19 protein-coding genes are annotated in these 23,125 nt (G+C 63.4%); 12 read left to right on the top strand and 7 right to left on the bottom strand.

Going from position 1 to position 23,125, the window contains the following annotated elements; genetic code table 11:
* Nucleotides 1-33 precede the first annotated feature (33 nt).
* The 3 genes from ligA to AC5XE7_RS14270 all read left to right on the top strand — a co-directional run bounded on the left by ligA (nt 34) and on the right by AC5XE7_RS14270 (nt 3,331).
* Entirely contained in the window at nt 34-2,181 is a 2,148-nt protein-coding gene (ligA, locus tag AC5XE7_RS14280; protein ID WP_495366589.1) for an NAD-dependent DNA ligase LigA, read from the top strand.
* 104 nt (nt 2,182-2,285) lie between these two features.
* Nucleotides 2,286-3,038: an AzlC family ABC transporter permease gene (locus AC5XE7_RS14275; protein ID WP_495366537.1), complete on the top strand. Its 753-nt coding sequence runs from the start codon at nt 2,286-2,288 to the stop codon at nt 3,036-3,038.
* Nucleotides 3,035-3,331: an AzlD family protein gene (locus AC5XE7_RS14270; RefSeq protein WP_495366538.1), complete on the top strand. Its 297-nt coding sequence runs from the start codon at nt 3,035-3,037 to the stop codon at nt 3,329-3,331. Before AC5XE7_RS14275 ends, AC5XE7_RS14270 begins: the two co-directional genes overlap by 4 nt.
* A 3-nt stretch (nt 3,332-3,334) precedes the next feature.
* On the opposite strand, the gene AC5XE7_RS14265 is transcribed toward AC5XE7_RS14270, so the two are convergent.
* The 3 genes from AC5XE7_RS14265 to AC5XE7_RS14255 form a co-directional block, all read right to left on the bottom strand.
* Nucleotides 3,335-5,164: an aminopeptidase P family protein gene (locus AC5XE7_RS14265; protein ID WP_495366539.1), complete on the bottom strand. Its 1,830-nt coding sequence runs from the start codon at nt 5,162-5,164 to the stop codon at nt 3,335-3,337.
* Between the two features lie 86 nt (nt 5,165-5,250).
* Nucleotides 5,251-6,129: a 50S ribosomal protein L11 methyltransferase gene (locus AC5XE7_RS14260; RefSeq protein ID WP_495366540.1), complete on the bottom strand. Its 879-nt coding sequence runs from the start codon at nt 6,127-6,129 to the stop codon at nt 5,251-5,253.
* A gap of 21 nt (nt 6,130-6,150) precedes the next feature.
* Entirely contained in the window at nt 6,151-6,726 is a 576-nt protein-coding gene (locus AC5XE7_RS14255; protein WP_287943690.1) for an SCO family protein, read from the bottom strand.
* A 201-nt stretch (nt 6,727-6,927) separates the two neighbouring features.
* Here AC5XE7_RS14255 and AC5XE7_RS14250 point away from each other — a divergent pair, with 201 nt between their 5' ends.
* From AC5XE7_RS14250 to AC5XE7_RS14240, 3 genes are all read left to right on the top strand, one after another.
* Nucleotides 6,928-7,419 (top strand): CreA family protein, encoded by a 492-nt coding sequence (locus AC5XE7_RS14250; protein ID WP_495366541.1) that lies wholly within the window; start codon nt 6,928-6,930, stop codon nt 7,417-7,419.
* 55 nt (nt 7,420-7,474) lie between these two features.
* On the top strand, nt 7,475-8,116 hold the full coding sequence (locus AC5XE7_RS14245; protein ID WP_495366542.1) for a DapH/DapD/GlmU-related protein: 642 nt from the start codon (nt 7,475-7,477) through the stop codon (nt 8,114-8,116).
* A gap of 182 nt (nt 8,117-8,298) precedes the next feature.
* On the top strand, nt 8,299-8,685 hold the full coding sequence (locus tag AC5XE7_RS14240) for a hypothetical protein (protein ID WP_183831095.1): 387 nt from the start codon (nt 8,299-8,301) through the stop codon (nt 8,683-8,685).
* A 127-nt stretch (nt 8,686-8,812) separates the two neighbouring features.
* Here AC5XE7_RS14240 and AC5XE7_RS14235 read toward each other — a convergent pair whose 3' ends face one another.
* Complete coding sequence (locus AC5XE7_RS14235) at nt 8,813-9,988, bottom strand: hypothetical protein (protein ID WP_495366543.1); 1,176 nt, start codon at nt 9,986-9,988, stop codon at nt 8,813-8,815.
* A 268-nt stretch (nt 9,989-10,256) separates the two neighbouring features.
* Here AC5XE7_RS14235 and AC5XE7_RS14230 point away from each other — a divergent pair, with 268 nt between their 5' ends.
* Entirely contained in the window at nt 10,257-10,655 is a 399-nt protein-coding gene (locus tag AC5XE7_RS14230; protein WP_495366544.1) for a low affinity iron permease family protein, read from the top strand.
* A gap of 48 nt (nt 10,656-10,703) precedes the next feature.
* A complete protein-coding gene (locus AC5XE7_RS14225) occupies nt 10,704-10,991 on the top strand; it encodes a hypothetical protein (protein ID WP_495366545.1) in 288 nt (95 codons plus the stop codon).
* Nucleotides 10,992-11,127: 136 nt separating this feature from the next.
* On the opposite strand, the gene AC5XE7_RS14220 is transcribed toward AC5XE7_RS14225, so the two are convergent.
* Nucleotides 11,128-13,773: an ATP-dependent helicase gene (locus AC5XE7_RS14220; RefSeq protein WP_495366546.1), complete on the bottom strand. Its 2,646-nt coding sequence runs from the start codon at nt 13,771-13,773 to the stop codon at nt 11,128-11,130.
* Nucleotides 13,774-13,960: 187 nt separating this feature from the next.
* Between AC5XE7_RS14220 and AC5XE7_RS14215 the strand changes: the two genes are divergently transcribed.
* Together AC5XE7_RS14215 and AC5XE7_RS14210 are read left to right on the top strand one after the other, a co-directional pair.
* Entirely contained in the window at nt 13,961-16,279 is a 2,319-nt protein-coding gene (locus AC5XE7_RS14215; protein WP_495366547.1) for a glucose/quinate/shikimate family membrane-bound PQQ-dependent dehydrogenase, read from the top strand.
* Between the two features lie 173 nt (nt 16,280-16,452).
* Complete coding sequence (locus tag AC5XE7_RS14210; protein ID WP_183831595.1) at nt 16,453-16,701, top strand: hypothetical protein; 249 nt, start codon at nt 16,453-16,455, stop codon at nt 16,699-16,701.
* A gap of 60 nt (nt 16,702-16,761) precedes the next feature.
* On the opposite strand, the gene AC5XE7_RS14205 is transcribed toward AC5XE7_RS14210, so the two are convergent.
* A complete protein-coding gene (locus AC5XE7_RS14205; protein ID WP_495366548.1) occupies nt 16,762-17,004 on the bottom strand; it encodes a hypothetical protein in 243 nt (80 codons plus the stop codon).
* Nucleotides 17,005-17,066: 62 nt separating this feature from the next.
* A complete protein-coding gene (locus AC5XE7_RS14200; RefSeq protein WP_239799112.1) occupies nt 17,067-17,573 on the bottom strand; it encodes a thioesterase family protein in 507 nt (168 codons plus the stop codon).
* A 115-nt stretch (nt 17,574-17,688) separates the two neighbouring features.
* On the opposite strand from AC5XE7_RS14200, the gene AC5XE7_RS14195 reads away from it, so the two are divergent.
* Nucleotides 17,689-19,098, top strand: coding sequence for an FAD-binding oxidoreductase (locus tag AC5XE7_RS14195; RefSeq protein WP_495366549.1), 1,410 nt, complete (start codon nt 17,689-17,691; stop codon nt 19,096-19,098).
* Nucleotides 19,099-19,289: 191 nt separating this feature from the next.
* Nucleotides 19,290-23,108 (top strand): AsmA family protein, encoded by a 3,819-nt coding sequence (locus tag AC5XE7_RS14190; protein WP_495366550.1) that lies wholly within the window; start codon nt 19,290-19,292, stop codon nt 23,106-23,108.
* The last annotated feature ends 17 nt before the right edge of the window (nt 23,109-23,125 follow it).

Here is a 23,125-nt window from a genome sequence, read left to right as displayed (position 1 = left end):
CAGGTCAACCTGCCGCCCATGAGAGATTCCGCCATGTCCGAGAAACCCGTCGATCTGCTTACCGAGAGCGAGGCCGCTGCCGAGCTGGAACGGCTGGCGAAGGAGATCGCCGGGCACGACAGGCGCTATTACGCGGAAGACGCGCCGACGGTTTCCGATGCCGACTATGATGCGCTGCGCATCCGCAATGCCAGCATTGAGGCGCGCTTTCCCGAGCTGGTGCGCGAGGATTCGCCCTCGCTGAAGGTCGGCACCGCGCCTTCCGGCGTGTTCGGCAAAGTGGTCCATGCCGTGCCGATGCTGTCGCTCGACAATGTGTTTTCGGATGAGGACGTGCGCGATTTCGTGACCAGCGTGCGGCGCTTCCTGGCCCTTCCGGCGGATCGTGAACTGGTGTTCACCGCCGAGCCCAAGATCGACGGGCTTTCGATGTCGCTGCGCTATGAGAACCGGCGGCTGGTGACGGCGGCGACGCGCGGCGACGGCACCACCGGCGAGAATGTGACGGCCAATATCCGCACCATCGCCGAGATTCCCGAAACGCTGCCGGCGGATGCGCCTGAGGTGGTGGAGGTGCGCGGCGAAGTCTATATGCGCCGTGACGATTTCTTCGCGCTCAACCAGCGCATGGCCGAAACCGGCCGCGTCTTCGCCAATCCGCGCAATTCCGCCGCCGGCAGCCTGCGCCAGCTCGACCCGGAGGTGACGCGCCAGCGCCCGTTGCGCTTCTTCGCCTATGCATGGGGGGATGCCTCCGCGCCGCTTGGCGAAACGCAATATGAAGTCGTGAAGCGCTTTGGCGAGTGGGGCTTTCAGGTCAACAGCCTGATGACGCGCTGCGATACGGTCGAGGCGATGCTGGAGCATTACCACCGCATCGAGGCGGAACGCGCTGAAATCCCCTATGACATCGACGGTGTCGTCTACAAGGTCGACCGGCTCGATCTTCAGGAGCGGCTGGGCTTCCGCTCGCGCAGCCCGCGCTGGGCGACCGCGCACAAGTTTGCCGCCGAGAAAGCGATGACGGTGCTGAACGGCATCGACATTCAGGTCGGCCGCACGGGCGCGATGACGCCGGTGGCGCGGCTGGAGCCGGTGACGGTGGGCGGCGTGGTCGTCACCAATGCTACCATGCACAACGAGGATTACATCCGGGGCATCGGCAACAGTGGCCAGCCGATCCGCGAGGGCCGCGACATTCGCATCGGCGATACGGTGATCATCCAGCGGGCCGGCGACGTCATTCCGCAGATCGTCGACGTGGTGCTGGAGAAGCGTCCAGCCGATGCGGTTCCTTATGAGTTCCCGCACACATGCCCCGCCTGCGGCAGCCATGCCGTGCGCGAGGAAGGGGAGGTGGTACGCCGTTGCACCGGCGGCCTGATCTGCCCTGCGCAGGCAGTGGAGCGCCTGCGCCATTTCGTGTCGCGCAACGCCTTCGACATCGAGGGGCTGGGCGAAAAGCAGATCGAGTTCTTCTTCCAGTCGGATGATCCGGCCCTTCAGGTGCGTTCGCCCGCCGATATTTTCACGCTGAAGGAGCGCCAGCGCGATTCGCTGACCAAGCTGGAAAATGTCGACGGTTTTGGCGCCGTTTCGGTGAAGAAGCTGTTCGCGGCCATAGATGAGCGCCGGCGGGTGGAGTTTTCCCGCTTCCTGTTCGCGCTGGGCATCCGCCATGTGGGCGAGACCAATGCGAAGCGCTTCGCCCGCCATTTCCTGTCATTCGAGGCGTTCCGCAAGCTGGCCGAGGAAGCTGTGATGCCCGAGGGCAAGGGCGATCCCGGCAATGCCGCCTGGCAGGAACTGAACAACATCAACGGCATCGGCTCCATCGTTGCCGGTGCGGTGGTTGAGTTCTTCAACGAGGATCACAACCGGCAGGTGCTCGACGCGCTTCTGAAAGAGGTGACGCCGGTGGACGAGGAGCCGGTCGGCACGACGGATTCGCCGGTTGCCGGCAAGACGGTTGTGTTCACCGGAGCGCTGGAGAAGATGTCGCGCGACGAGGCCAAGGCGATGGCCGAAAAGCTTGGCGCCAAGGTTGCGGGTTCCGTGTCGAAGAAAACCGATCTGGTGGTAGCCGGGCCGGGTGCCGGCTCCAAGCTCAAGCAGGCATCGGAACTCGGCATCGAAGTGATCGACGAGGATGCGTGGTTCGCACGTGTGGGCAAGGAATAATATTCCCGCCCGTCATCCAGTTTTGCTGATCTGCTGGCTCAAGCGAATTCATGTGACAGCACGCGGCTGGCTAAATAGATAGAATCTTTTTCCGGGAGAGGTCCATGGCAGGACAGGCGGCAGGCGAACGCTCGATTGTGAGCGAATATCTGTACGGCGTACGCTTCGGGCTTCCGGTCTGTATCGCGGTGTCGCCCTTCGGCTTGCTGTTCGGGGCGCTTGCCGTGGAAAATGGCCTTTCGGTTTTCGAAGCATTCTTCATGAGTGCCGGCGTTTTCGGCGGGGCCAGCCAGATGGTCGGTATCGAGCTGTTTGGCCAGAAGGTTGCGCCATGGCTGATCGCTTTCTCCATTTTTGCCGTGAATTTTCGTCATGTGCTGTATTCGGCGGCCTTCGGTCGCCACATGGCCGGCTGGCCGCGCACTCAGCAGGCCATCGCCTTTTTCCTGCTGACCGACGCGCAATATGCGCTGGCTGAAAGCCAGATGCACAGAGGGCGCAAGCTCACCTTCGCATGCTATATGGGTGCGGGTTTCACCGGCTATCTGGTCTGGGTCGGGATGTCGGTGCTCGGCGCAATCTTCGGCAGGCTCATTCCCGACACCAGCGCCATCGGCGCGGATTTTCTGCTGCCGATCTATTTCCTCGGCCTGATGATGGATTTCCGCAAGCGGCCGCTCTGGCTGCCGGTGGTGGCGGTCAGCGCCGTGGCTTCGATCATAGCGTTTCGCTTCGTCGGTTCGCCATGGCACGTGTTGCTGGGCGCAATTGCGGGTGTCGCCCTTGCCGCCATCCTGCCGCCGTCGCGCAGCGGCATTGACGTAACGCCGGCACAACCCGTGGAGAATCAGGCATGAGCACCACTTTCTGGGTGATTTTGGCCGGCGGTATCGCCACCTATCTGACGCGCATCGGCGGGCATCTGGTGATTTCGCGGCTGGAACGCATTCCACCGCGCGTCGAGGCAGGCCTCAACGCCGTTCCGGCGGCGGTGCTCACCACGCTGGTGGCGCCTGCCGTGCTGACCGCTGGCCCGGCCGAATGGCTGGCGCTGATCATTGCGGGGCTGGTGGCCTTGCGCGGCGGACTGCTCAGCATGTTCATAGCGGGCGCGGCCGTGCTGCTTCTTGCCCGCCATTTCATGGCCTGAGGTTCAGTCGAGCGGCGCGCAGGCCTGTTCCAGCCACGCCAGCGCTTCACCATCGACCATCGGGCCGATCTCGGACAGCACGCGGGCATGATAGGCGTCGAGCCAGTTGCGTTCTTCGGTTGAAAGCAAATCGGAAACGATCATGCGCCTGTCGAAGGGGGCGAGCGTCAGCGTCTCGAAGCTGTGCATGGCGACGTCGCCGCCTTCGATCTCAGCGGCCTTTTCGACCACAATCAGGTTTTCAAGGCGGATGCCGTAGGCGCCTTCCTTGTAGTAGCCGGGCTCGTTGGAAAGGATCATGCCTTCGCGCAGCTTCTCCATGCCGGTCTTGGCGATGCGCTGCGGTCCCTCATGCACGGCGAGATAGGAGCCGACGCCATGGCCGGTGCCGTGGGCGTAGTCGAGGCCATGCGTCCACAGCGCCATGCGGGCGATGGCATCGATGTCAGCGCCACGTGTACCGGCTGGAAAGCGCAGGACGGAAATGCCGATCATGCCCTTCAGCACCAGCGTGTAGCGCTGGCGCATTTCCTCGGTGGGGGTTCCGATGGGAACGGTGCGGGTGATGTCGGTGGTGCCATCCTGATATTGCGCGCCGGAATCGAGCAGGAACAGCTCGCCGTCACCGAGCTTGCGGTTGGTGGCGTGCGAGACGCGATAGTGAATGACGGCGCCGTTCGGGCCTGAGCCGGAGATGGTCTCGAAGGACACCTCGCGCAGCGGCATCTGCGTTTCCTCGCCCGCCTGCCGGCGGAAATTTTCCAGCGCCTTGACGGCCCTGATCTCGTCAGTCGCGCCCGGCTTCTGGCTATCCAGCCAGCACAGCATGCGCGCAACCGCAGCCCCGTCGCGGCGATGGGCGGCGCGGCTGCCTTCCAGCTCGGCGCTGTTCTTGGTGGCGCGCGGAATGCGGGCCGGATCGGTGGCCGCGACCACCGTGCCGCCATTGGCCTCGATCACCATGCGCAGCTTCTCTGCCGCCAGCACAGGATCGAGCGCGATGCGCGCGCCCTTGCCGGCGAGTTCAGCGATTGCCGGCTCGAAGTCCACGGGCTGGTGCGGTTCGGCAAGCTGGGTGAGATAGGCCTCGACTTCGCGCGAGAATTTCGCCTTGTCCATGAACAACTGGTGCGAGCCGTCCGCCGCCAGAATGGCGAAGCCGAGCGCCAGCGGCGTGTGTGGCACGTCGTTGCCGCGGATATTGAAGGCCCAGGCGATGGAGGAGGGGTCGGTGAGAACGGCATGCGTTGCGCCGTCGGCCTCGATGGCCGCCGCCAGCCGCACCAGCTTGTCCTTCGCCAGTTCGCCGGCGAAGGCGAGGGGCTGGATTTCCACCGGGGTAACGGGCGCTGCCGGCTGGTCCTCCCAGACGGCATCGACCGGGTTCGTTTCCAGCGGCACCAGCTCGACGCCGGCCTTCTTTGCCGCCGCCTTCAGCGTATCGATCTCGCCGGTGGTGTGCAGCCACGGGTCGAAGCCGAGACGGGTGCCGGATTTCAGGTTCGGGCCGATCCATTTCGCCGGCGGATTGTCGACGAGGCTGTCATAGCTGAAAATGGCCGGATCGGTTTCCTTGCGCACCTGCAGGGTGTAGCGGCCATCTACGAAGATGACGGCGCTGTCGGCCAGCACCAATGCCACGCCGGCAGAGCCGGAAAAGCCGGTCAGCCATTTCAGACGGGCAGCGCGCGCCGGCACATATTCGCCCTGATGCTCGTCGGCGCGGGGCACCAGAAAGCCGTCGATGCCGTTTTCGGCCAGCCATGCGCGAAGGGCGGCAACACGCGGCGAGGCAAGCGAGGGATCGCTGGACGAATCGAACGACTGGAACATGTCAGGAATTCCCGGAAATGAAACTTGCCGGAACCTAGCCCTCCCGCGCCATGCTGACAATGCGCCAGCGGGCAGGGCAGGCCTGATCAGGCCGCAGGCTTGAGATGGATGGTGACCCAACCTTCGCGGTGCAGCGTGGTGATGTGGGCAAAGCGCGCAGCCACATAGGCTTCCACCACGGCGTCATGCTGGCGGTCGAGAATGCCGGACAGGACCAGCGAGCCGCCGGGGCGCACATGTGCGGCCATCTGCGGGGCGATTTCGATCAGCGGTCCGGCCAGAATGTTGGCGACGATCAGCGCGAAGGGGCCGCGCTCGGCGAATACCGGATGATCGAACCCCGTCGCCGTCACGGCATCGACATGACCGGCGACGCCGTTGAGCTTCACGTTCTCTGCCGCGACTTCCGTTGCGACCGGATCGATGTCGGTGGCCAGAACCGGGATGGCGGACAGCTTTGCCAGCGCAATCGCCAGAACCGCGCTTCCGGTTCCAAGATCGAGCGCGTTGGCGGGCTGTTCGGAAGCCACCACCTGTTCCAGCATTTCGAGGCAGCCGGCGGTGGTGCCGTGGTGGCCGGTGCCGAAAGCGAGGCCGGCCTCGATCTCGATGGCGATGTCGCCTTCCTGGCGCTGGTCCCGGTCATGCGCGCCATGAACGAAAAAGCGGCCGGCACGCACCGGCTGCAGCCCTTCGAGCGAACGGGTGACCCAGTCGATGTCGGGCAGTTCCTCACGCCCGATTTCGGGATCGGCGGAGAGGGATGACAACACAGCGCGCAGGCGGGTCTCGGCCTGGTCGATGTCGCCATCGGCATAGAGTGAAACCTCGTGGATATCTCGATCCTCATCGATTTCCAGAACGGCAATCGGCCAGCCATCGTCCTCGAAGGCGGTTTCGAGGCTGGCAAAAATGCGCTCGGCCTCGTCCTTCGAGGTGGTGAAGTGGAGGCGCGTCTGGGTCATGAGGTCGGGAACCTGTTGGTGTCAGCTACCGGCGGCCAGGCGCTTCAGCTTTGCCTTGGCCGTATCGGGGCTCTCGCCATAAGCGATGGTGCCGAAAAAGTCACCTTGCGAATTGAGCAGCAGGATCGATGCGGTGTGGTCGAGCGTGTAATCGCCGTCCTCCGTGGGCACCTTCTTCCAGTAGATGCCGAAGGATTTGGCCATATCAAAGACCTTATTGGGCTCGCCGGTGATGCCGATGATCCGGTCGGAGAAGTTGCTGATATAGGTGTTCAGGATCTGGGGCGTGTCGCGCTCGGGATCGACCGACACGAAATAGGCGCGGATGTCCTTGCCCTCGTCGCCCAGCGCGTTCAGCCAGCCGGCGAGCTCGAACAGCGTCGTCGGGCAGACTTCCGGGCAATGGGTGAAACCAAAGAACAGGGCCGTGGGCTGGCCGCGGAAAGCCGCCTCGGTGATCGGCTCGCCCTTCTGGTCAGTAAGCGCGAAAGGCGCGCCGAAGGGTTCTCCGCCGTGGCGCTGATTGTACCAGCTGAAGGTTATGAAACCAATGCCGGCGGCGATGAGGATGAGAAGGCCGACGAGAATCTTGCGCATGGGAGGATAGTCCGCTTTCAGGCGGCGCGGGCCGCATCGGTGAACAGATGAACCAGTTCTGATATTCGGTTCTAATGGTTGGGCGCACACTGTCAAAGTGGGCCCATTGCCGCAAGGTCGAAGCGCTCACATCGTCGTGCTTGCAAAGCCGGTTGCAGCATCCCACGTTGCAGGAAATTCCTGCCGCAGACGGAGACAGACGTGCGCAAGACCATAGCCTGCCTGACAACCGCCGCCGCCATCGCCGCAAGTGCCGGTTCCGCTCATGCCGAGCAGGTCGGCAAGATCGGCGTCGACTGGTTCGGAAACGACATCAAGATCGAAGCCGTGACCGACCCGAAGGTGGAGGGCGTGACCTGCCATCTGGCCTATTTCGACCGTGGCGTCATCGACCGCCTCCAGAAGGGAAACTGGTTCGAGGACCCGTCGAACGCAGCGCTTTCCTGCCAGCAGACCGGACCGATCAGGATCGGCGACATCGACCTCGGCAAGGGCGGCGAAGAGGTGTTTCGCCAGTCGATCAGCCTGATCTGGAAGAAGCAGGTGGTGAAGCGCATCTACGACAAGGCCAATGACACGCTGATCTATCTGGCCCATTCGCAGCAGGTCCAGGACGGCTCGGCCAAGATGGCGATCACCACCATTCCCCTCTATGGCCAGCAGGTGGAGTGGGCGAAGGGCAAGCCGCAATAAGGGGCCGGGCGCGCGAAGGCTTGCCGAAGGGCGGGGGGCGTCGTACAGCCGCCTGATGGACGATCCGCAAAATCCCGAGCCGCGCGAACCGCAGCCGCGCATCCATCCGACGGCCGAACTGAAGGGCTGCCGGCTGGAGCCCTATGTGGCCATCGGCGAGCGGGTGGTGCTGCGCGAGGTGATGGTGGGCGCCTTCACCTATTTCGAGCGCCATTCCGAAGCGATCTACGCGACGCTCGGCAAATTCTGCTCGGTTGCCGCCAACACCCGCATCAATGCGCTGGAACATCCGATCGAGCGGATCACCCAGCACAAGGTCAGCTACCGGCCGAACGAATATTTCCGCTATCTCGGCGTCGACGCTGCTTTTCGCGAGCGCCGGCAGGCAAGGCACGTCACGATCGGCCATGACGTGTGGATCGGACACGGTGCGGTGATCCTGCCTGGCGTGAAAGTGGGCAATGGCGCGGTGATTGGCGCCAACGCCGTGGTGACGCGCGATGTGGAGCCCTATGCGATCATGGCCGGATCGCCGGCGCGGCGGCTGCGCTATCGTTTCGCTCCGGGGATTGCCGCGCGCATTGAACGGCTGGCCTGGTGGGACTGGCCGGCCGGGAAGATCGGGCGTGCGGTTCCCGACATGCAGGCGATGCCGATCGAAGACTTTCTCAGGCGCTGGGAAGATCCGCAGAGCTGACATGGCATCTGCGCCGGTAACCATATCCCTTAACGTAAAACATTAGCGTTAAGATTCGGTTTATAGGTTGTTTCCATGAATACTGGCAATCTATGGTTGTGTTTCTTTCCGAAATTCATATCCTGACATCGGAGGTACTCATCTGAGGCGCAAGTACAAACGGAACAACAGAGGAGAGTGTCATGAACAAGTTCACCGTTATTCTTGCAACCGCAGTCGTTTCTTTCACCGCAGTCAGTGCTCATGCCGGCGGATGGGGTTCCAAAGGCAACAACAACAATTCCAGTGGCGGTCTGATCAATGTGGCGCCGGCCGTGGCGCTCGGCGACATCAAGCTGCTGAATGGCCTTTCCATTCTCAACAAGTCGCCGATCCTGTCTGGCAACAACACCGTGCTCGGCAATGGCATCCTGAGCGGCATCGGGCTCGGCATTCTGGGCGTCGGCGCAGGCTCGGCCAACTCGCCCGTCGGCATCGCCGGCGGTGGCAACAGCTACACCGACAACAGCGGCAACAACTACAACAGCGGCAACGGCAACTCGTCCTATTCCGTGAAGAAGCGCCGCTGATCCAACAAGTCGGATTCCGGATCCGGCAGCGGGCAGGAGGGTTCGCGTCCTTCCTGCCCGCACCGTTTGAAAGCGGCCCAAAATTCTGAATATGCCGCCGCGGTTCAGGCGGGTGAGATGTTCACAGCTATATCTGCGCGCGCAAGCCGAGGAACACGTCTGTCGTGCGCTCGCGAATATCGAGAATGGTCTTGAAGGTTCTGGTGACGTCCACCCGGAAAACGGCGCTGAGGGGCTTGCTGAACGCATAGCTGGCCTCGGCATAGAAGCCGCTGCCGCGTTCCTCGTTTTCCATCAAAAGGTTCTGCTTCACCTCGCGATAGACACCGGCCGACAGGGCAAGCCGTTCCGTGACTTTCCAGCCGAGTTCCGCTTCCGCCCGATGAAGCCATGAGGCGAGCGGGTCGTCGCTGTCTCCGGTTTCGTAGCGTCCGAACCAGCTTCCGCGCAGTTCGAAATCGCGGGGCAGGGGTATTGCGGCTTTCACCTGCCATGCAGGTCTGATCCCGGAATAGATGCCGTGCGCGCCGCGCAGGGATTCCGCGCCCAATGCCAGTCCAACCGTCATTCCCGCTTCAGTGCGCATTTCGAGCTGACCCTGTGCGCCGTAGAGCGCGTAAGACAGGGCCACGGGCGGTGAACCGAGCTTCTCGACCGAGGCAAACAGCGCTGAAAGCGATCCGCCGACGGCAACGGGACCAATCGAGCGCATGACGCGCGCGGCAAGCCTGACCTTGTTGACATCGGGATCGAGCCGCGCCCGCCCGATGATGCCTTCCTCGAAATGCGTGCGGCCTGTCGTCTCGAAAACGTTCGAGACGTCGATGACCAGCGCAGTGGCTTCATCCAGCGCGATGCCGGCCTGCGTCTGTGCCGCAGCAACCTGCTTCAGTGCCCTTGTGCCGATGGCAACAGGGCCGATCTCCAGATGGTCGCCCTTGCTGACTGCCGAATAAGTCAGCGTGCCGCGCAGTTCCAGCCTTGGCGAGATGCGGCGGAAGGCATGCGCCGACACGGCGATGCTGCGATCGTCCTCGATCACGATGCGGTCATGGCGCGTAAGCTGGAACTCGGCCGCGATGCCGGCGTTGGCTTCGTCATCGCCCACATCCTGACGCAGGGATCCTCGCAACAGCGTGTACCAGTCGGCAATCGCGAATTCGCTGTCCAGCGCATTGCTGGTCCAGTGGCGTTCGAGTGAGGCGGAAATTTTCGGGCCCGCCTGATCCGCCAGCGCTGGGCAGGAGAGGCCGAGGGCGGGAAGAGCAAGAGCCAGCGCGGGAAAGGAAACCGTATGGGTCAATTGCCGCCTCCGCTTCGGCCTCTTCACCATCCCGCTTCTCCCGGTTCCGGGACCCCTTCCGCCGTGCGGGGGTGGCGAGGCGGAAGGGGCCGGAGGTTCCGCTGAAGCGGAAGGAGCAGGCATCATTGCCTGCATGGAAACTGTGGCTCAATTGCTATAAGGTGTAATTACTTATTTTTACACCTTATGGTTGTGTAAAGTTGTGCATAGCCACGAGTGCGGAACCGTTCGTCGCCATGGCGGTTGTTTCGTCAAGCGAGGACCCGACATGCTGGAAAAACCCTTCACCAAGGCAGCCAATGCCGTGGCCTATGTCACTGGCATGCCTATGACTTTCATTCTCTGTGTGGCCGTTGTCATCATCTGGGCTGTGAGTGGCCCGTTGTTCGGCTTTTCGGACACATGGCAGCTCATCATCAACACGGGCACGACGATCATCACCTTTCTCATGGTGTTCCTGATCCAGAACACCCAAAACAGGGATGGTGCGGCCATGCAGGCGAAGCTGGATGAGCTTATCCGCATCAGCAAGGCCAACAACCGTTTCATCGGCATCGAGCATCTGACCGAAACCGAGGTCGAGAAGATCCGCAGCGCCTGTGAGCGGGCCGTGAATCGTCCCGGTGGGCGGAGGCGGAATAAGGGGGAGCAGCGGGCCGGAGATTGACCTTTTCGTTCAAGCAGTCATGCTTGCCGGCTACAACAAGGGAACACCGTGGCAGACTGGATTGAAATCCTGCGCAAACAGACCGAAACCGGCCAAAGAATGGCCCGTGAAGTGCCGGGAATTCTTGGCAGCCCGCATGTCACCGAAGCGCAGGTGAGAGCGCTGTTCGACGAACTCGACAAGCAGGCGGAATTCGTCGAGGGCCTGCGCGAGACGCTGGAAAAGTTCGGCCACGACTTTTCCGTGATCGAGGCGGCGGAAAAACTGGAAGAACGCTTCGACGACCTCGCCGCATCCGCCGCCGAAAAGCTCAAGGCGATGCGCAGCCGGACATAGATCGCCTTGCGTCCATTCGGACGCACGAAGGACGATCTAAGTTATTGATAGAGCGTCGGAATAACCGAAAATCGGGTTCCGCTTTTCGGTCCGATTCTCCAGGGTCCAAAACGGGCCGTTGCCGATGCGTCGCGCGTCAGGCCGCGGTGACGAAGCTGTCCAGAACCTTTTTCTGCCCGGCGCGGTCGAAATCGATGGTCAGCTTGTTGCCTTCGACAGCCGAGACGTTGCCGTTCCCGAATTTCATATGGAAGACGCGGTCGCCGACGCTGAAAGCGGATGGGGTGTCCGCGACCGACTTCGCCACCAACTCGCCTTCGATGGTGCGGCTTTTCACCGAACCACGCCCCGCGCCATAGCCGGAATCGGCTTCGCCATAGCCGATGCGCTCAACCGCATGGCCCGAACGCGTGCCCCAGTTGCGGCTCGTCGCTTCCGTGCGGTTCTGGCGGGCGCGCTGCCAGCCGGGTGTCGCATAGGTATTGGAGAAGGCGCCACCGCTGCCGCCCTGATCGCCGCGCTTGGCATATCCGCCGGTGGGCGAACCGATATTGTCGAAGCGCGAGGCCCCATAGGGATTGCCGTAGCCGCCGAAGCCTGACCCGCTTTCACTCACCTCGACATGGGCCTCCGGCAGCTCGTCGAGGAAGCGGGAGGGGATTGTGGATTGCCACAGGCCGTGGATGCGCCGGTTGGAGACGAACCAGATGTGCAGGTTGCGCTTGGCGCGCGTGAGCCCGACATAGGCGAGCCTGCGCTCTTCTTCCAGACCGGAACGCCCACCTTCATCGAGCGCGCGCTGATGCGGGAACAGGCCTTCCTCCCACCCGGGCAGGAACACGGTCTCGAACTCAAGCCCCTTGGCCGAATGGAGCGTCATCAGCGAAACGGCATCGAGGTCCTCGTTCTTGTCGGCATCCATGACCAGCGCGACATGTTCGAGGAAGGCACGCAGGGATTCGTAATCCTCCATGGAGCGGATCAGCTCCTTGAGGTTGTCGAGCCGCGTCGGCGCATCGGCCGAACGGTCGTTCTTCCACATGTCGGTATAGCCGCTTTCCTCAAGGATGGTCTCGGCCAGTTCCGTATGCGGAGTGGTTTCCAGCAGATCCTGCCAGCGCGCAAAATTGGCGGCGACCTCGCGCAGCGCTGCCCGCGGCTTCGGCTTCAGCTCGTCGCTTTCGGCAAGCGTGGCGGCCGCCTGCAGCATCGGCACGCCAAGCGCGCGGGCCGTGTCATGCACCTGACGGATGGCGGCTTCGCCAAGGCCGCGCTTCGGCACGTTGACGATGCGCTCGAAGGCGAGGTCGTCGCCCGGATTGGCCACGACGCGCATATAGGCCATGGCGTCGCGGATTTCCTGCCGCTCATAGAAGCGCGGGCCGCCGATGACCCGGTAGTTCAGGCCGATCTCGATGAAGCGATCCTCGAAGGAGCGCATCTGGAAGGAGGCGCGCACCAGAATGGCGATGTCGTTGAGCGCATGATTGTTGCGCTGCAACGCCTCGATCTCCTCGCCGATGGCGCGGGCCTCCTCGTCGGAATCCCATGCGGCATGGACATTGACCTTGGGGTCGTCAGGATCGGGGCTGTCCGTGAACAGGGTCTTGCCGAGCCGTCCTTCATTGTGGGTGATGAGATGGGCGGCAGCGCCAAGGATATGGGCGGTGGAGCGGTAGTTACGCTCCAGCCGGATCACCGTCGCGCCCGGAAAATCCTTCTCGAAGCGCAGGATGTTGTCCACTTCCGCGCCGCGCCAGCCATAGATCGACTGGTCGTCATCGCCGACGCAGCAGATATTGACTTTGTTTTCGCTCACGGGCCGCACCGCCACCTGCGGCGGCTGGCCCTCCGCGGGAGCGGGCGAAACGTCGCCCGGCGCGCCGTCGCGCGCCCGGTCTTCGGCCGGTTGGGCAGAGCTGGCGCGCGGGCGCTGGGCCAGAAGGCGCAGCCACATGTATTGCGCGGTGTTGGTGTCCTGATACTCGTCCACCAGAATGTAGCGGAAGCGCTTGTGGTATTCGGCCAGAATATCGTGATGGGCGCGGAAGATGCGGATCGGGTGCAGGAGCAGGTCGCCGAAATCGCAGGCGTTCAGCGTCGTCAGCCGATCCTGATAGGCGCGGTAGAGCTCGCGGCCGCGCCCGTTGCCGAACGAACGCGCATCCCCTTCGGGAATTTCTTCCGGGCCGAGGCCCTTGTTCTTCCAGCCATCGATCATCTGGGCGAAGGTGCGCGGCGCCCAGCGCTTGTCGTCCAGACCTTCGGCCTGAATGAGTTGCTTGATGAGACGGATGACGTCGTCGGTGTCGAGAATGCTGAAATCGGAGCGCAGGGCGGCCAGTTCCGCATGGCGGCGCAATATCTTTACACCGATGGAGTGGAAGGTGCCGAGCCATGGCATGCCTTCGACCGCTTCGCCGACCAGCAGGCCGATGCGCTGCTTCATCTCGCGCGCGGCCTTGTTGGTGAAGGTCACGGCAAGGATCTGCGAGGGGAAGGCGCGGCCGGTGGCAAGGATATGGGCGATGCGGGTGGTGAGCACCCGCGTCTTGCCGGTGCCGGCGCCGGCCAGAACCAGCACGGGCCCTTCGGTGGTTTCCACCGCCTGCCGCTGTTCGGGATTGAGCCCCTTGAGATAGTCGGGCGGGCCGTTCTGCGCCTGTCGCGCGGCCATGGCACGCGCGGCTATGCCGGACGGCGCACCGGCGCTGCCGGAGGCAGCCGGAGGTCGTGCGCCCGGTTCGTCGAAGAAGGGCATATCGTCGGAAAAGCCGGACATTGTTCCCGAATGTAGTGATTCGGTCCCGAAAGACCAGAAGTGTCGCCGTTTTGTTCTGTTTTCTGAGCATGGCTTAGCCCTGTCGGCGCGCGCCTGCAAGGAAAGCCTGTTGATGGAGGGAACATTGCGGCGCCCGCGCCATTATCCCTGATTACTCATTCCGGCACTCGAAGTTGGGGGATCAGCTTTGGCCATCATCATCACTTCACTGTTGTTCGCCTTGTTCGGCGCCTGGCTTGGCACAGGCGGCCTGTGGCTCATCACGCTTGGCGGCAGCTGGTATTATGCCGTCGCTGGCGTGGTTTTCCTGATTGCGGCATGGTTGCTCTACCGGCGCAGCATGGCCGCACTCTGGCTTTATGCCGCCTTCCTGCTGGCGACCCTCGTGTGGGCCATATGGGAGACAGGCTTCGACTGGTGGTCGCTCGGCGCGCGCGGTGGCTTGCTCGTGTTGCTTGCCATCTGGCTGCTGATGCCGGTCATCTGGCGCAGGCTTTCCGGCACGGACGGCCGTGCGCCGCTGATCCTCGTGGTTCTGGCGTCGCTCGGCGTCGCCGGATATTCCATGACCACCGATCCCCACGACATTGCCGGTACCCTGCCGACGGACAAGGTGACGCCGGAGGGCGCCCTCGGCGCAAACTTCCCGGCGGGTGAATGGCACTTCTACGGGCGCAGCCCCTATGGTCAGCGCTATTCGCCGCTCGACCAGATTACGGTCGAAAATGTCGACAAACTCGAACTGGCCTGGACCTACCAGACCGGCGATGTGCGTCTGCCCAGCGACGTCACTGAAACCACCTATCAGGTGACGCCGCTCAAGATCGGCGACAATCTCTACATCTGCACGCCGCACAACCTCGCCATTGCTGTGGACGCGGCGACCGGCAGGGAAAAGTGGCGCTTCGATCCGCAGATCGGGCCGGAGAACCAGCGCCAGCACCAGACCTGCCGCGGCGTTTCCTATTACAAGGATGCGTCGATCGCTGCCGGCGAAGCCTGTGCGGAACGCGTCTACCTGCCGACTTCCGATGCGCGCCTCATCGCACTCGATGCGGCAACCGGCCAGATCTGTCCGTCATTTGGCAATGCCGGCACCGTGGACCTGATGGAGCACATGCCGCATCCGAAGGCGGGTTACTATTATTCGACCTCGGCGCCGCTGATCGCGCGCGACAAGATCATCGTGGGCGGTGCGGTCAACGACAATTACTCCACGGAAGAGCCGTCCGGCGTGATCCGCGCCTTCGATGCGCGTTCGGGCGCTGTCGTGTGGGCGTGGGATCCGGGCAATCCCGACCGCACCGAACCGCTCGGCGACGGCGAAACCTATACGGCGAACTCGCCCAACATGTGGTCGACCGCCAGCGCCGACGAGGAGCTTGGACTGGTCTATGTGCCGCTCGGCAACCAGACCCCGGACCAGCTCGGCATGGGCCGCAGCGAGCATGTGGAAAAATATTCGTCCTCGATCACCGCACTCGATCTCGACACCGGCAGGGTGCGCTGGGTGCGCCAGACGGTGCATCATGACCTGTGGGACATGGACGTGCCGGCGCAGCCATCGCTCATTGATCTCACCACGGATGCGGGGACGATCAAGGCGCTGGTCGGCCCGACCAAGCAGGGCGACATCTATGTGCTGGACCGGGAAACCGGCGAACCGGTCATTCCGGTCAATGAGGTGCCGGCTCCGGGCGGGGCGATCGAAGGCGATTTCACCGCGCCGACGCAGCCTGTGTCGGACCTGACCTTCATGCCGAAGCCGCTGACGGGCGCGGACATGTGGGGCGTCAGCCCGTTCGACCAGCTTGCCTGCCGCATCGAGTTCGCAAGGTTGCGCTACGAGGGGCGCTACACGCCGCCTTCGGTTCAGGGAACACTCGTCTATCCCGGCAATTTCGGCACCTTCAACTGGGGCGGCGTGGCGGTCGATCCGGTCAGGCAGGTGATGTTCGGCATGCCGACCTATTTGGCCTTCAAGTCGCAACTCGTTCCGCGCGATCAGGTGCCGCCGGCCGATGCCGAGGCACGCGGCAGCGAGCAGGGGCTCAACCGCAACGAAGGTGCGCCCTATGCCGTGATCATGGGACCGTTCCTGTCGCCGCTCGGCATTCCCTGCCAGTCGCCACCATGGGGCTATGTGGCGGGCGCGGACCTGCGCACCGGCAAGATCGCCTACAAGCACCGCAACGGCACGGTCTACGACATGACCCCGCTGCCGCTTCCCCTCAAGGTGGGCGTTCCGGGCATCGGCGGGCCGATCATCACCGCAGGTGGCGTGGCCTTCCTCGGTGCGGCCGTCGACGATTATCTGCGCGCCTACGACCTCACCAGCGGCAGGCAGTTGTGGAAGGCGCGCCTTCCGGCGGGCGGACAGTCGACGCCGATGACCTACACGACGGAAGATGGGCGCCAGTTCGTTCTGATCGTGGCCGGCGGCCACGGCTCGATCGGAACCAGGGCAGGCGATTACGTCATGGCATGGACATTGCCGAAGCAGTAGGCCGGCAACAGCAGGGGAGACGGCGAACCGTCTCCCTAAATCCACAGTTGCCGATTTCTCACAAGGGCAGGGGTCAGTTTACCCTTGCCCCTTCCGCGCGCTCGGTTAAGTCTGTAGCCAATGGCTGTTCCGGAATCGTCCCGGATGTGGCGAGTGATTGCAGGGAATGAATGATGGACGATAATTTCGACAAGGCCGGCATTGCGGTCATCATCGTTTTCGGAGCGCTGCTTCTTGGCGGGCTGATGGCGGCAAATCTGGTTGTCGGCGACCGGAATGGCTTTCTGCTGGCGCTGGGTGCTGCATTTTCGGCCTACATCGCCGGCTATGCTATCCTGTTCGATCTTCCGCGCGTCTATGCCTTCCTGATCGTGGTTGCGGCCGTCATGGGCGTGGCCTCAACCATCGCCTACGCTTTCTGATATTCTGAATCGGAAATCAGGCGTAAGATTTTGATTTTTTAAGAGTGCCGGCCGGAAAGTTCAGGCGTATCCGCGCCGTGAGCGGGCCTGCTTGAGGATGGCGCGCCAGCGCACCATGCCGAAGGGGATAGGCTGGCCCTTCGCTGAAATCTCGAAAATCCGGTTGTCGACATTTCGCAGAGATCGCCAGAAGTCATAGTCCGACACACGCGGGTCGGCGGCCAGCCTTTCGGCTTCCATTTTCACGCTGCGTGCTGTGCCAGCCTTTTCGACAGAAGGCGGCAGGTTGTTCTGCGTAGCCATACAGCCTGATTGGCTGCTGGCGCGATTCGTTGCAACGGAGCAGGCAGCCTATCCACCCTTATTCATTTCTTAAGGTTAATATCGGCGCTGCCGCGCCTGCGGATGCCTATGGTGCGGCCTGCACGCTCCGGCCGGGGGAGATGACGGTGGGCGTCCTGAAATGCCGCCACTTTTGCCGCCACATCTTCGGGAAAGGGCGCAACGCGTGGACCTTCCATGTTGACATGCAGCGACATGCTTTCCGAAGTCGCCGCCAGCCAGCCGTCGACATGGCGGATTTCCTGATAGGCGTGGAGGCGCTTTTCGTCGGAGTCCAGCAACTGGAAGCTCACCTTCACCTGACTGCCCAGATGTAGCTCGCGCACGTAGCAGACATGGATTTCCGAGGTGTAGATCGTGTGCCTGCGTTCAGCGGCATAGGCGGAACCGATGCCGAGCAGGTCGAGCACTTCCTCCGCTCCGCGATCGAACAGCACGTTGTAGTAGGCCATGTTCAGATGGCCGTTATAGTCGATCCAGTTTTTCTCGATCTCCATGGTGCCGGAGACGAAGGGTGAAGAAAGGGGCATGAAAGGTCCTTGCGCTGCTGGACAAATCGGCGTGAAAAGCAGATCACCAATCCTATTTGCGGGCCACGCCAAAGAGCAAGCCGGTGGCCTTGCCTGTCCTGATTAAGGAGAAACCATGGCTCTCGGCGATATGATTGTGGTGGAACGCAACGAACAAGGCATCGCGGCGGTGCTGGAAATTCTGCGCAATGCGTTCGGCGACCGCTTCCAGACCGGCAACTCCATTCGCGAGCAGCATGGCCATACCACCACCTATCTGCCGAATCAGATGCCGGATGGCGTCGTGTTCCCTGAAAATACCGAAGAGGTGCAGACCATCGTGCGGGCCTGCGCGGCCCATCGCGTGCCGCTGATCCCGTTCGGAACCGGAACGTCGCTGGAAGGGCATGTCAACGCGCCGGGTGGCGGCATCTCGCTCGATACCTCGCGCATGAACCGCATTCTGGCCGTCCATGCCGAGGATCTCGATTGCGTGGTGGAGCCCGGCGTGACGCGCGAGGACCTCAACCGCCACCTGCGTGATACGGGCTTGTTTTTCCCCATCGATCCGGGCGCCAACGCCTCGCTCGGCGGCATGGCCTCGACGCGCGCTTCCGGCACCAACGCGGTGCGCTATGGCACCATGCGCGAGGCGGTGCTGTCGCTCAAGGCGGTGATGGCCGATGGCGAGGTGGTGCGCACGGCTGGCCGGGCGCGCAAGAGTTCGGCCGGATACGATCTCACCCGGCTGCTGGTTGGTGCGGAAGGCACGCTCGGCGTCATCACCGAGCTGACGCTTCGCCTGCATGGCATTCCGCAGGCCATTTCGGGCGGCGTGTGCCCGTTCCCGACGCTTGAGGCGGCCTGTCAGGCGGTGATCGCCACCATCCAGATGGGCATCCCCGTGGCGCGGATCGAACTGGTCAACGCGCTCCAGATGAAGGCCATCAACGCCTATTCCAAGCTCGATTATCCCGAAAGCCCCTGCCTGTTCCTCGAATTCCACGGCAGCGATGCTGGCGTGGCGGAGCAGGCCGAGCTGTTCGCCATGATCGCGGAAGAACAGCAGGGCGGCCCCTTCATGTGGACCACGGTGGCCGAAGAGCGCAACAAGCTGTGGAAGGCCCGTCACGATTCCTACTGGGCTTCGTTCGTGCTGCGGCCCGGCGCGAAGGGGCTTTCCACCGATGTGTGCGTGCCGATTTCAAGGCTTGCCGAATGCGTGGCCGAAACCGAGGCCGACATTGAAGCCAACGGCCTTGTCGCGCCCATCGTGGGCCACGCCGGTGACGGCAATTTCCACACGCTGGTTCTGATGGATCCCGAAGATCGCGACGAGGTGGCGAAGGTCGAGGCTTTCGTCGCGCGCCTCAACGAGCGCGCCATCGCCATGGAGGGAACCTGCACCGGCGAGCACGGCATCGGGCAGGGGAAGTCCGGCTTCATGCGCCGCGAGCATGGCCATGGCGTTGATGTCATGCGCACCATCAAGAAGGCGCTCGACCCGGACAATATCTTCAATCCCGGCAAGATGATTGCGGGTTAGAGCAATTCCAGCAAAAGTGCGGAGCGGCTTTGCGTCCGGAATTGCGTAAAAACAAAGAGATGGAGCATTGCGGGCGATTCTTTTTTCACCGGAATGCTCCACGACACCGGAAGCGCAGGTGCGGCATTGCCTCTTTATCGTCATCGATATCGGGATAGGATCGGTCCGCCCTCTGGATTTGCAGTGAGGACATGCTCGCACGACTGTTCGTGATCATCGGCGGATTGGTGGTTCTGGTGCTGCTTGCAGCGCTGGCGGTGCCGCCTTTCATCGACTGGACCGGCTATCGCGCCGCGTTCGAGCGGGAGGCCAGCATCATTCTCGGCCGCAAGGTGACGGTGCGCGGCGATGCACGGGCAAGGCTGTTGCCGTTTCCGTCGGTGACGTTCACCGATGTCGTCGTATCAGGTGGTGCGGACGGGCAGCAGGCGATGGCCGTCGACACCTTCTCCATGGATGCCGAACTGGCACCGTTCCTGCGCGGCGAGGTGCTGATCTTCGACATGCGCCTGGAGCGGCCGAGAGCTGTAATCGCGGTTGCCGACGACGGGACGATTGACTGGGCCGTGCGGCCATCGTCGCCATTCGATGCGGGCCAGATCGCGATCGAGAAGCTGACCGTCACCGACGGTGCGGTGGAACTGCGGCATGGTCCGGGCGGGCGCGTCCACACCCTTTCCGGAATCGACGCCACGGTATCGGCAAAATCTCTGTTTGGTCCGTGGCGCGTCGATGGCAATCTCGTTTTCGATGGATTGCCGACGGAAGTTTCCGCGACCACCGGGCGCGTCGGTGATGACGGCCAGATGCGGCTGCGGCTGAGGGCCCGGCCGCAGGATTATGCCGCCACGATGGAAAGCGACGGCAACGCGCGCATCAGCAATGGCGCTCTCACCTATGCCGGCCAGTTCCGGTTGACCGAGGATGCAGCCCAGCCGGCGCAACTGAGGGGAGGCGATGGCGAGATGGTTTCGCTCACCCCGGCAAAGGCCGCGCCCGGTTATCGCGCCAGCGGCACGTTCCAGCTCAACCATGCCCGGCTTTCAATCGACGAATTCCGTTTCGAGACGGGGCCGGTGGAAAGTCCTTATTCGGCCGATGGAACCGCCTCGCTCGATTTCGGCAAAGAACCGCGCTTTCGCATCGAGGCATCGGGCGCACAGGTTCAGTTCGACGAGGCGGTGTCCGGCGAAACCGGAACCGCATCGAACGCGCAGGCGCGCCTTGCCGGGCTGGAAAAGGCGCTGCGCCGCCTGCCTCGTCCGACGATCCCCGGTTCCGTCGAAGTGCAGCTGCCGGCCGTGGTAGCGGGTGATACGACCATTCGCGATGTCCGTGTCTCCGCCGAGCCTGCCGACGGGGGCTGGACCATCCATTCACTGGCCGCGACCTTGCCCGGCCGCACCACATTCGAGTCCAGCGGCCTGCTAACCACCGGCGATGCCATTGGCTTCCGGGGCAGGATGCTGCTCGCCGTCGCCCAGCCGTCAGGCTTCGCGGCGTGGCTCGCCAGCGATGTGGACGATGCGGTTCGTCGTCTTCCCGCGGCAGGCTTCAGCGCCAGTGTCGACCTGACCCGTTCGCGGCAGAAATTCAGCGATCTCGAACTGGTGCTGGGCGGAGCAAAATTCGCTGGCACGATCGAGGCGGCGCAGCCGGGCGATGCGCGCTCCTCGATGGCCCTCGCGCTTCACGGCGGCGCGCTGGACCTTGAGAGCCTTTCCGCCTTCGCCTCGATTTTCGTCAGCACCGGGGGCGACAATCGCTTTGCCGGGCAGGATCTGGACCTCGACCTGAAAGCGGGGCCGGTGGAAGCGTGGGGCCTCTCTGCGCAAAAGGCCGAGACGGCACTTCGCCTGCGCGGCGACGTTCTGGAGGTGGACCGGCTGGCGCTGAATGATCTTGCCGGCGCATCCCTCAGCGCGACCGGCCGGCTCTCCGGTTTTCCGGAGGAACCGGCAGGGAAAGTCGATGTTTCGGTGGTGGCGGTCGACCTTGCGCCGCTGGTGGAGGCGCTGGCCGGCGCTCATGGCGACAACTCCGTGATTGCCGGGTCCATCATCTCGGGGCTGGCGCAGCGTGTGCAAAACTATCCGGGCCTGCTGGAAGATGCGCGCATTGATGCCGCGCTGAGTGCTGCGGGCGAGGATGACGGCGACCGGGGCCTGGCCGTTTCGGCGCAGGGGTCTGCCGGCGGGTCTGCCTTTTCCGCCAGCCTCTCCCTGAAGAGGAAGGCGCAGGATCTGCTGCTTTCGCCGCTTTCCGTCACGCTCGGCATTCGCAACGACGATGCGACGGTGCTGATGGCGCTCGCCGGTCTTCCCGCCCTGCCGCTGGGGCTGACGGGACCGGGCGTGGCCGACATTTCCGCCAATGGCAGCCTGCGCGATGGCATGGCCACCACGGCGCTCGTCACCGGCGAGGATTTCCGGCTTTCCTTCGACGGCACCGTATCGGCTGACGATCAGGGGCCGGCGATAAAGGGCGGCACCAGCCTCGAAGCGGCCGATATCGAGCCATGGCTGATGACGGCGGGCGTGGCGCTGCCCGGCATGGGAACGGGAACCTCGCTCACGCTTGGCGCGGAGGCCGACTATGGCAGCGGCGTCCTCATTTTGAAGGGGCTTTCGGGCGCCATCAACGAAACCGCGGTTTCCGGCGACATCAATGCCGAAATGAAGGGCGATAAGCCCAGCCTGACCGGCGAGGTCAGCCTCGACGAACTTTATCTCGATCCGTTTGTCGCGATGCTTACCGGCGACGAGGCACTTGCGCCTGTTTCCGGCGAGTGGCCGACAGCGCCCTTTGCCGCGACCGGGCGCGCGCCGGCGGCTATCGACATGAGTATTTCGGCTGCCGCGCTGATGTCTGGCCATATGGCGACGGCTTATGACGCTTCGATGTCGCTGAAGCTGGACGATGACGGATTGCGGGTGTCCGATCTCAACGGCAGGCTGCTTGGCGGTGCACTGAGCGGCATGTTCGAGATCAGGAATTCCGCCGGAACCGGGCTGCTCAATGCCCAGATGGCGGTTTCCGACGCAGATCTCGCCACCATCTTTCCGGGGGCGGGGCTCAGCGGCCGAACTGATCTTTCGGCGACGATTTCCACCAGCGGCAAGTCGGTGGACGGCATGATGACGTCGCTTTCGGGATCCGGCACGGCTTCGCTGAAGAGGCTCGCCATTTCCGATCTCAACCCCGATGCGCTTGGTGCTTTTCTGAAGGCTGCGGATGCTGTCGGCCGCGACATAGATGCGCGCCGCACGGCGGAATTTGCGGGAACCATTGCGAAGCAGGGGCGCTTTGCCGCGAAGGACACGGATGTCGCCTTCACGCTCGCGAACGGTATTTTGCGTGCGCCGCCGCTCAGGCTTGAGTCGCAAACATCGGGGATTTCGGCAGATCTGAGCGCCAATCTGGCCACCGGCACCGTGCATGCGCAGGGCTCGATTGCCTATGCTGCGGGCGAGGACGCGCTGGTCGGCTCCGAGCCGACGCTGAATTTCACCGTGGACGGCGCTCCCGATGCCATGACGGCGAGTTTCGACAGCACACCGCTGGCCCAGTATCTCACCCAGCGCGCGCTGGAGCAGGAGCAGCAGCGGGTGGAAGCGATGCAGGCGGCTCTGCTCGAAAAGCAGCGCCTGCGCCGCGAAGCCCGCTATTATGCCGATTTGCAGGCACGCCGCGAGCGCGCGGCGGAAGAGGAACGCCTGCGGCAGGAAGCAGAGCGCCAGAAGGCCGAGGAAGAGGCAAGGGCGAGAGAAGAAGCCGAACGCGCCGCGCGGGAAGCGCGGTTGCGGGCCGAGCAGGAAGCGCACGAGGCGGAAGCGGAACGGGTCCGTCGCGACGCCGAGGCGGAACGCATCCGCCGTGAGACCGAGGGCAGGGCCGGCACGCCGCAGCCATCGCCGGGAACCCCTCCCGCCAATGACAATGCGCCCGCAAGCCCGCAGGCCGAGCCATTCAACTTGCAGAACCTGCTGAACTCACTGGAAGGCGGGTAAGGAGGGCGCAAGCGCTG

This window comes from Aquamicrobium sp. YD-1-mutant5, assembly GCF_059509755.1.
Note: the sequence above shows the minus strand (reverse complement) of the source record. Positions and strands in the feature narration are given on the sequence as shown.

What these genes read in the sequence shown, in the direction of transcription:
- ligA (WP_495366589.1), top strand. Translation starts at nt 34, where the DNA reads ATGTCCGAGAAACCCGTCGATCTGCTTACCGAGAGCGAGGCCGCTGCC.
- AC5XE7_RS14245 (WP_495366542.1), top strand. Translation starts at nt 7,475, where the DNA reads ATGGACGATCCGCAAAATCCCGAGCCGCGCGAACCGCAGCCGCGCATC.
- AC5XE7_RS14240 (WP_183831095.1), top strand. Translation starts at nt 8,299, where the DNA reads ATGAACAAGTTCACCGTTATTCTTGCAACCGCAGTCGTTTCTTTCACC.
- AC5XE7_RS14205 (WP_495366548.1), bottom strand. Translation starts at nt 17,004, where the DNA reads ATGGCTACGCAGAACAACCTGCCGCCTTCTGTCGAAAAGGCTGGCACA.
- AC5XE7_RS14200 (WP_239799112.1), bottom strand. Translation starts at nt 17,573, where the DNA reads ATGCCCCTTTCTTCACCCTTCGTCTCCGGCACCATGGAGATCGAGAAA.
- AC5XE7_RS14260 (WP_495366540.1), bottom strand. Translation starts at nt 6,129, where the DNA reads ATGACCCAGACGCGCCTCCACTTCACCACCTCGAAGGACGAGGCCGAG.
- AC5XE7_RS14190 (WP_495366550.1), top strand. Translation starts at nt 19,290, where the DNA reads ATGCTCGCACGACTGTTCGTGATCATCGGCGGATTGGTGGTTCTGGTG.
- AC5XE7_RS14265 (WP_495366539.1), bottom strand. Translation starts at nt 5,164, where the DNA reads ATGTTCCAGTCGTTCGATTCGTCCAGCGATCCCTCGCTTGCCTCGCCG.
- AC5XE7_RS14270 (WP_495366538.1), top strand. Translation starts at nt 3,035, where the DNA reads ATGAGCACCACTTTCTGGGTGATTTTGGCCGGCGGTATCGCCACCTAT.
- AC5XE7_RS14230 (WP_495366544.1), top strand. Translation starts at nt 10,257, where the DNA reads ATGCTGGAAAAACCCTTCACCAAGGCAGCCAATGCCGTGGCCTATGTC.
- AC5XE7_RS14275 (WP_495366537.1), top strand. Translation starts at nt 2,286, where the DNA reads ATGGCAGGACAGGCGGCAGGCGAACGCTCGATTGTGAGCGAATATCTG.
- AC5XE7_RS14255 (WP_287943690.1), bottom strand. Translation starts at nt 6,726, where the DNA reads ATGCGCAAGATTCTCGTCGGCCTTCTCATCCTCATCGCCGCCGGCATT.
- AC5XE7_RS14210 (WP_183831595.1), top strand. Translation starts at nt 16,453, where the DNA reads ATGGACGATAATTTCGACAAGGCCGGCATTGCGGTCATCATCGTTTTC.
- AC5XE7_RS14195 (WP_495366549.1), top strand. Translation starts at nt 17,689, where the DNA reads ATGGCTCTCGGCGATATGATTGTGGTGGAACGCAACGAACAAGGCATC.
- AC5XE7_RS14220 (WP_495366546.1), bottom strand. Translation starts at nt 13,773, where the DNA reads ATGTCCGGCTTTTCCGACGATATGCCCTTCTTCGACGAACCGGGCGCA.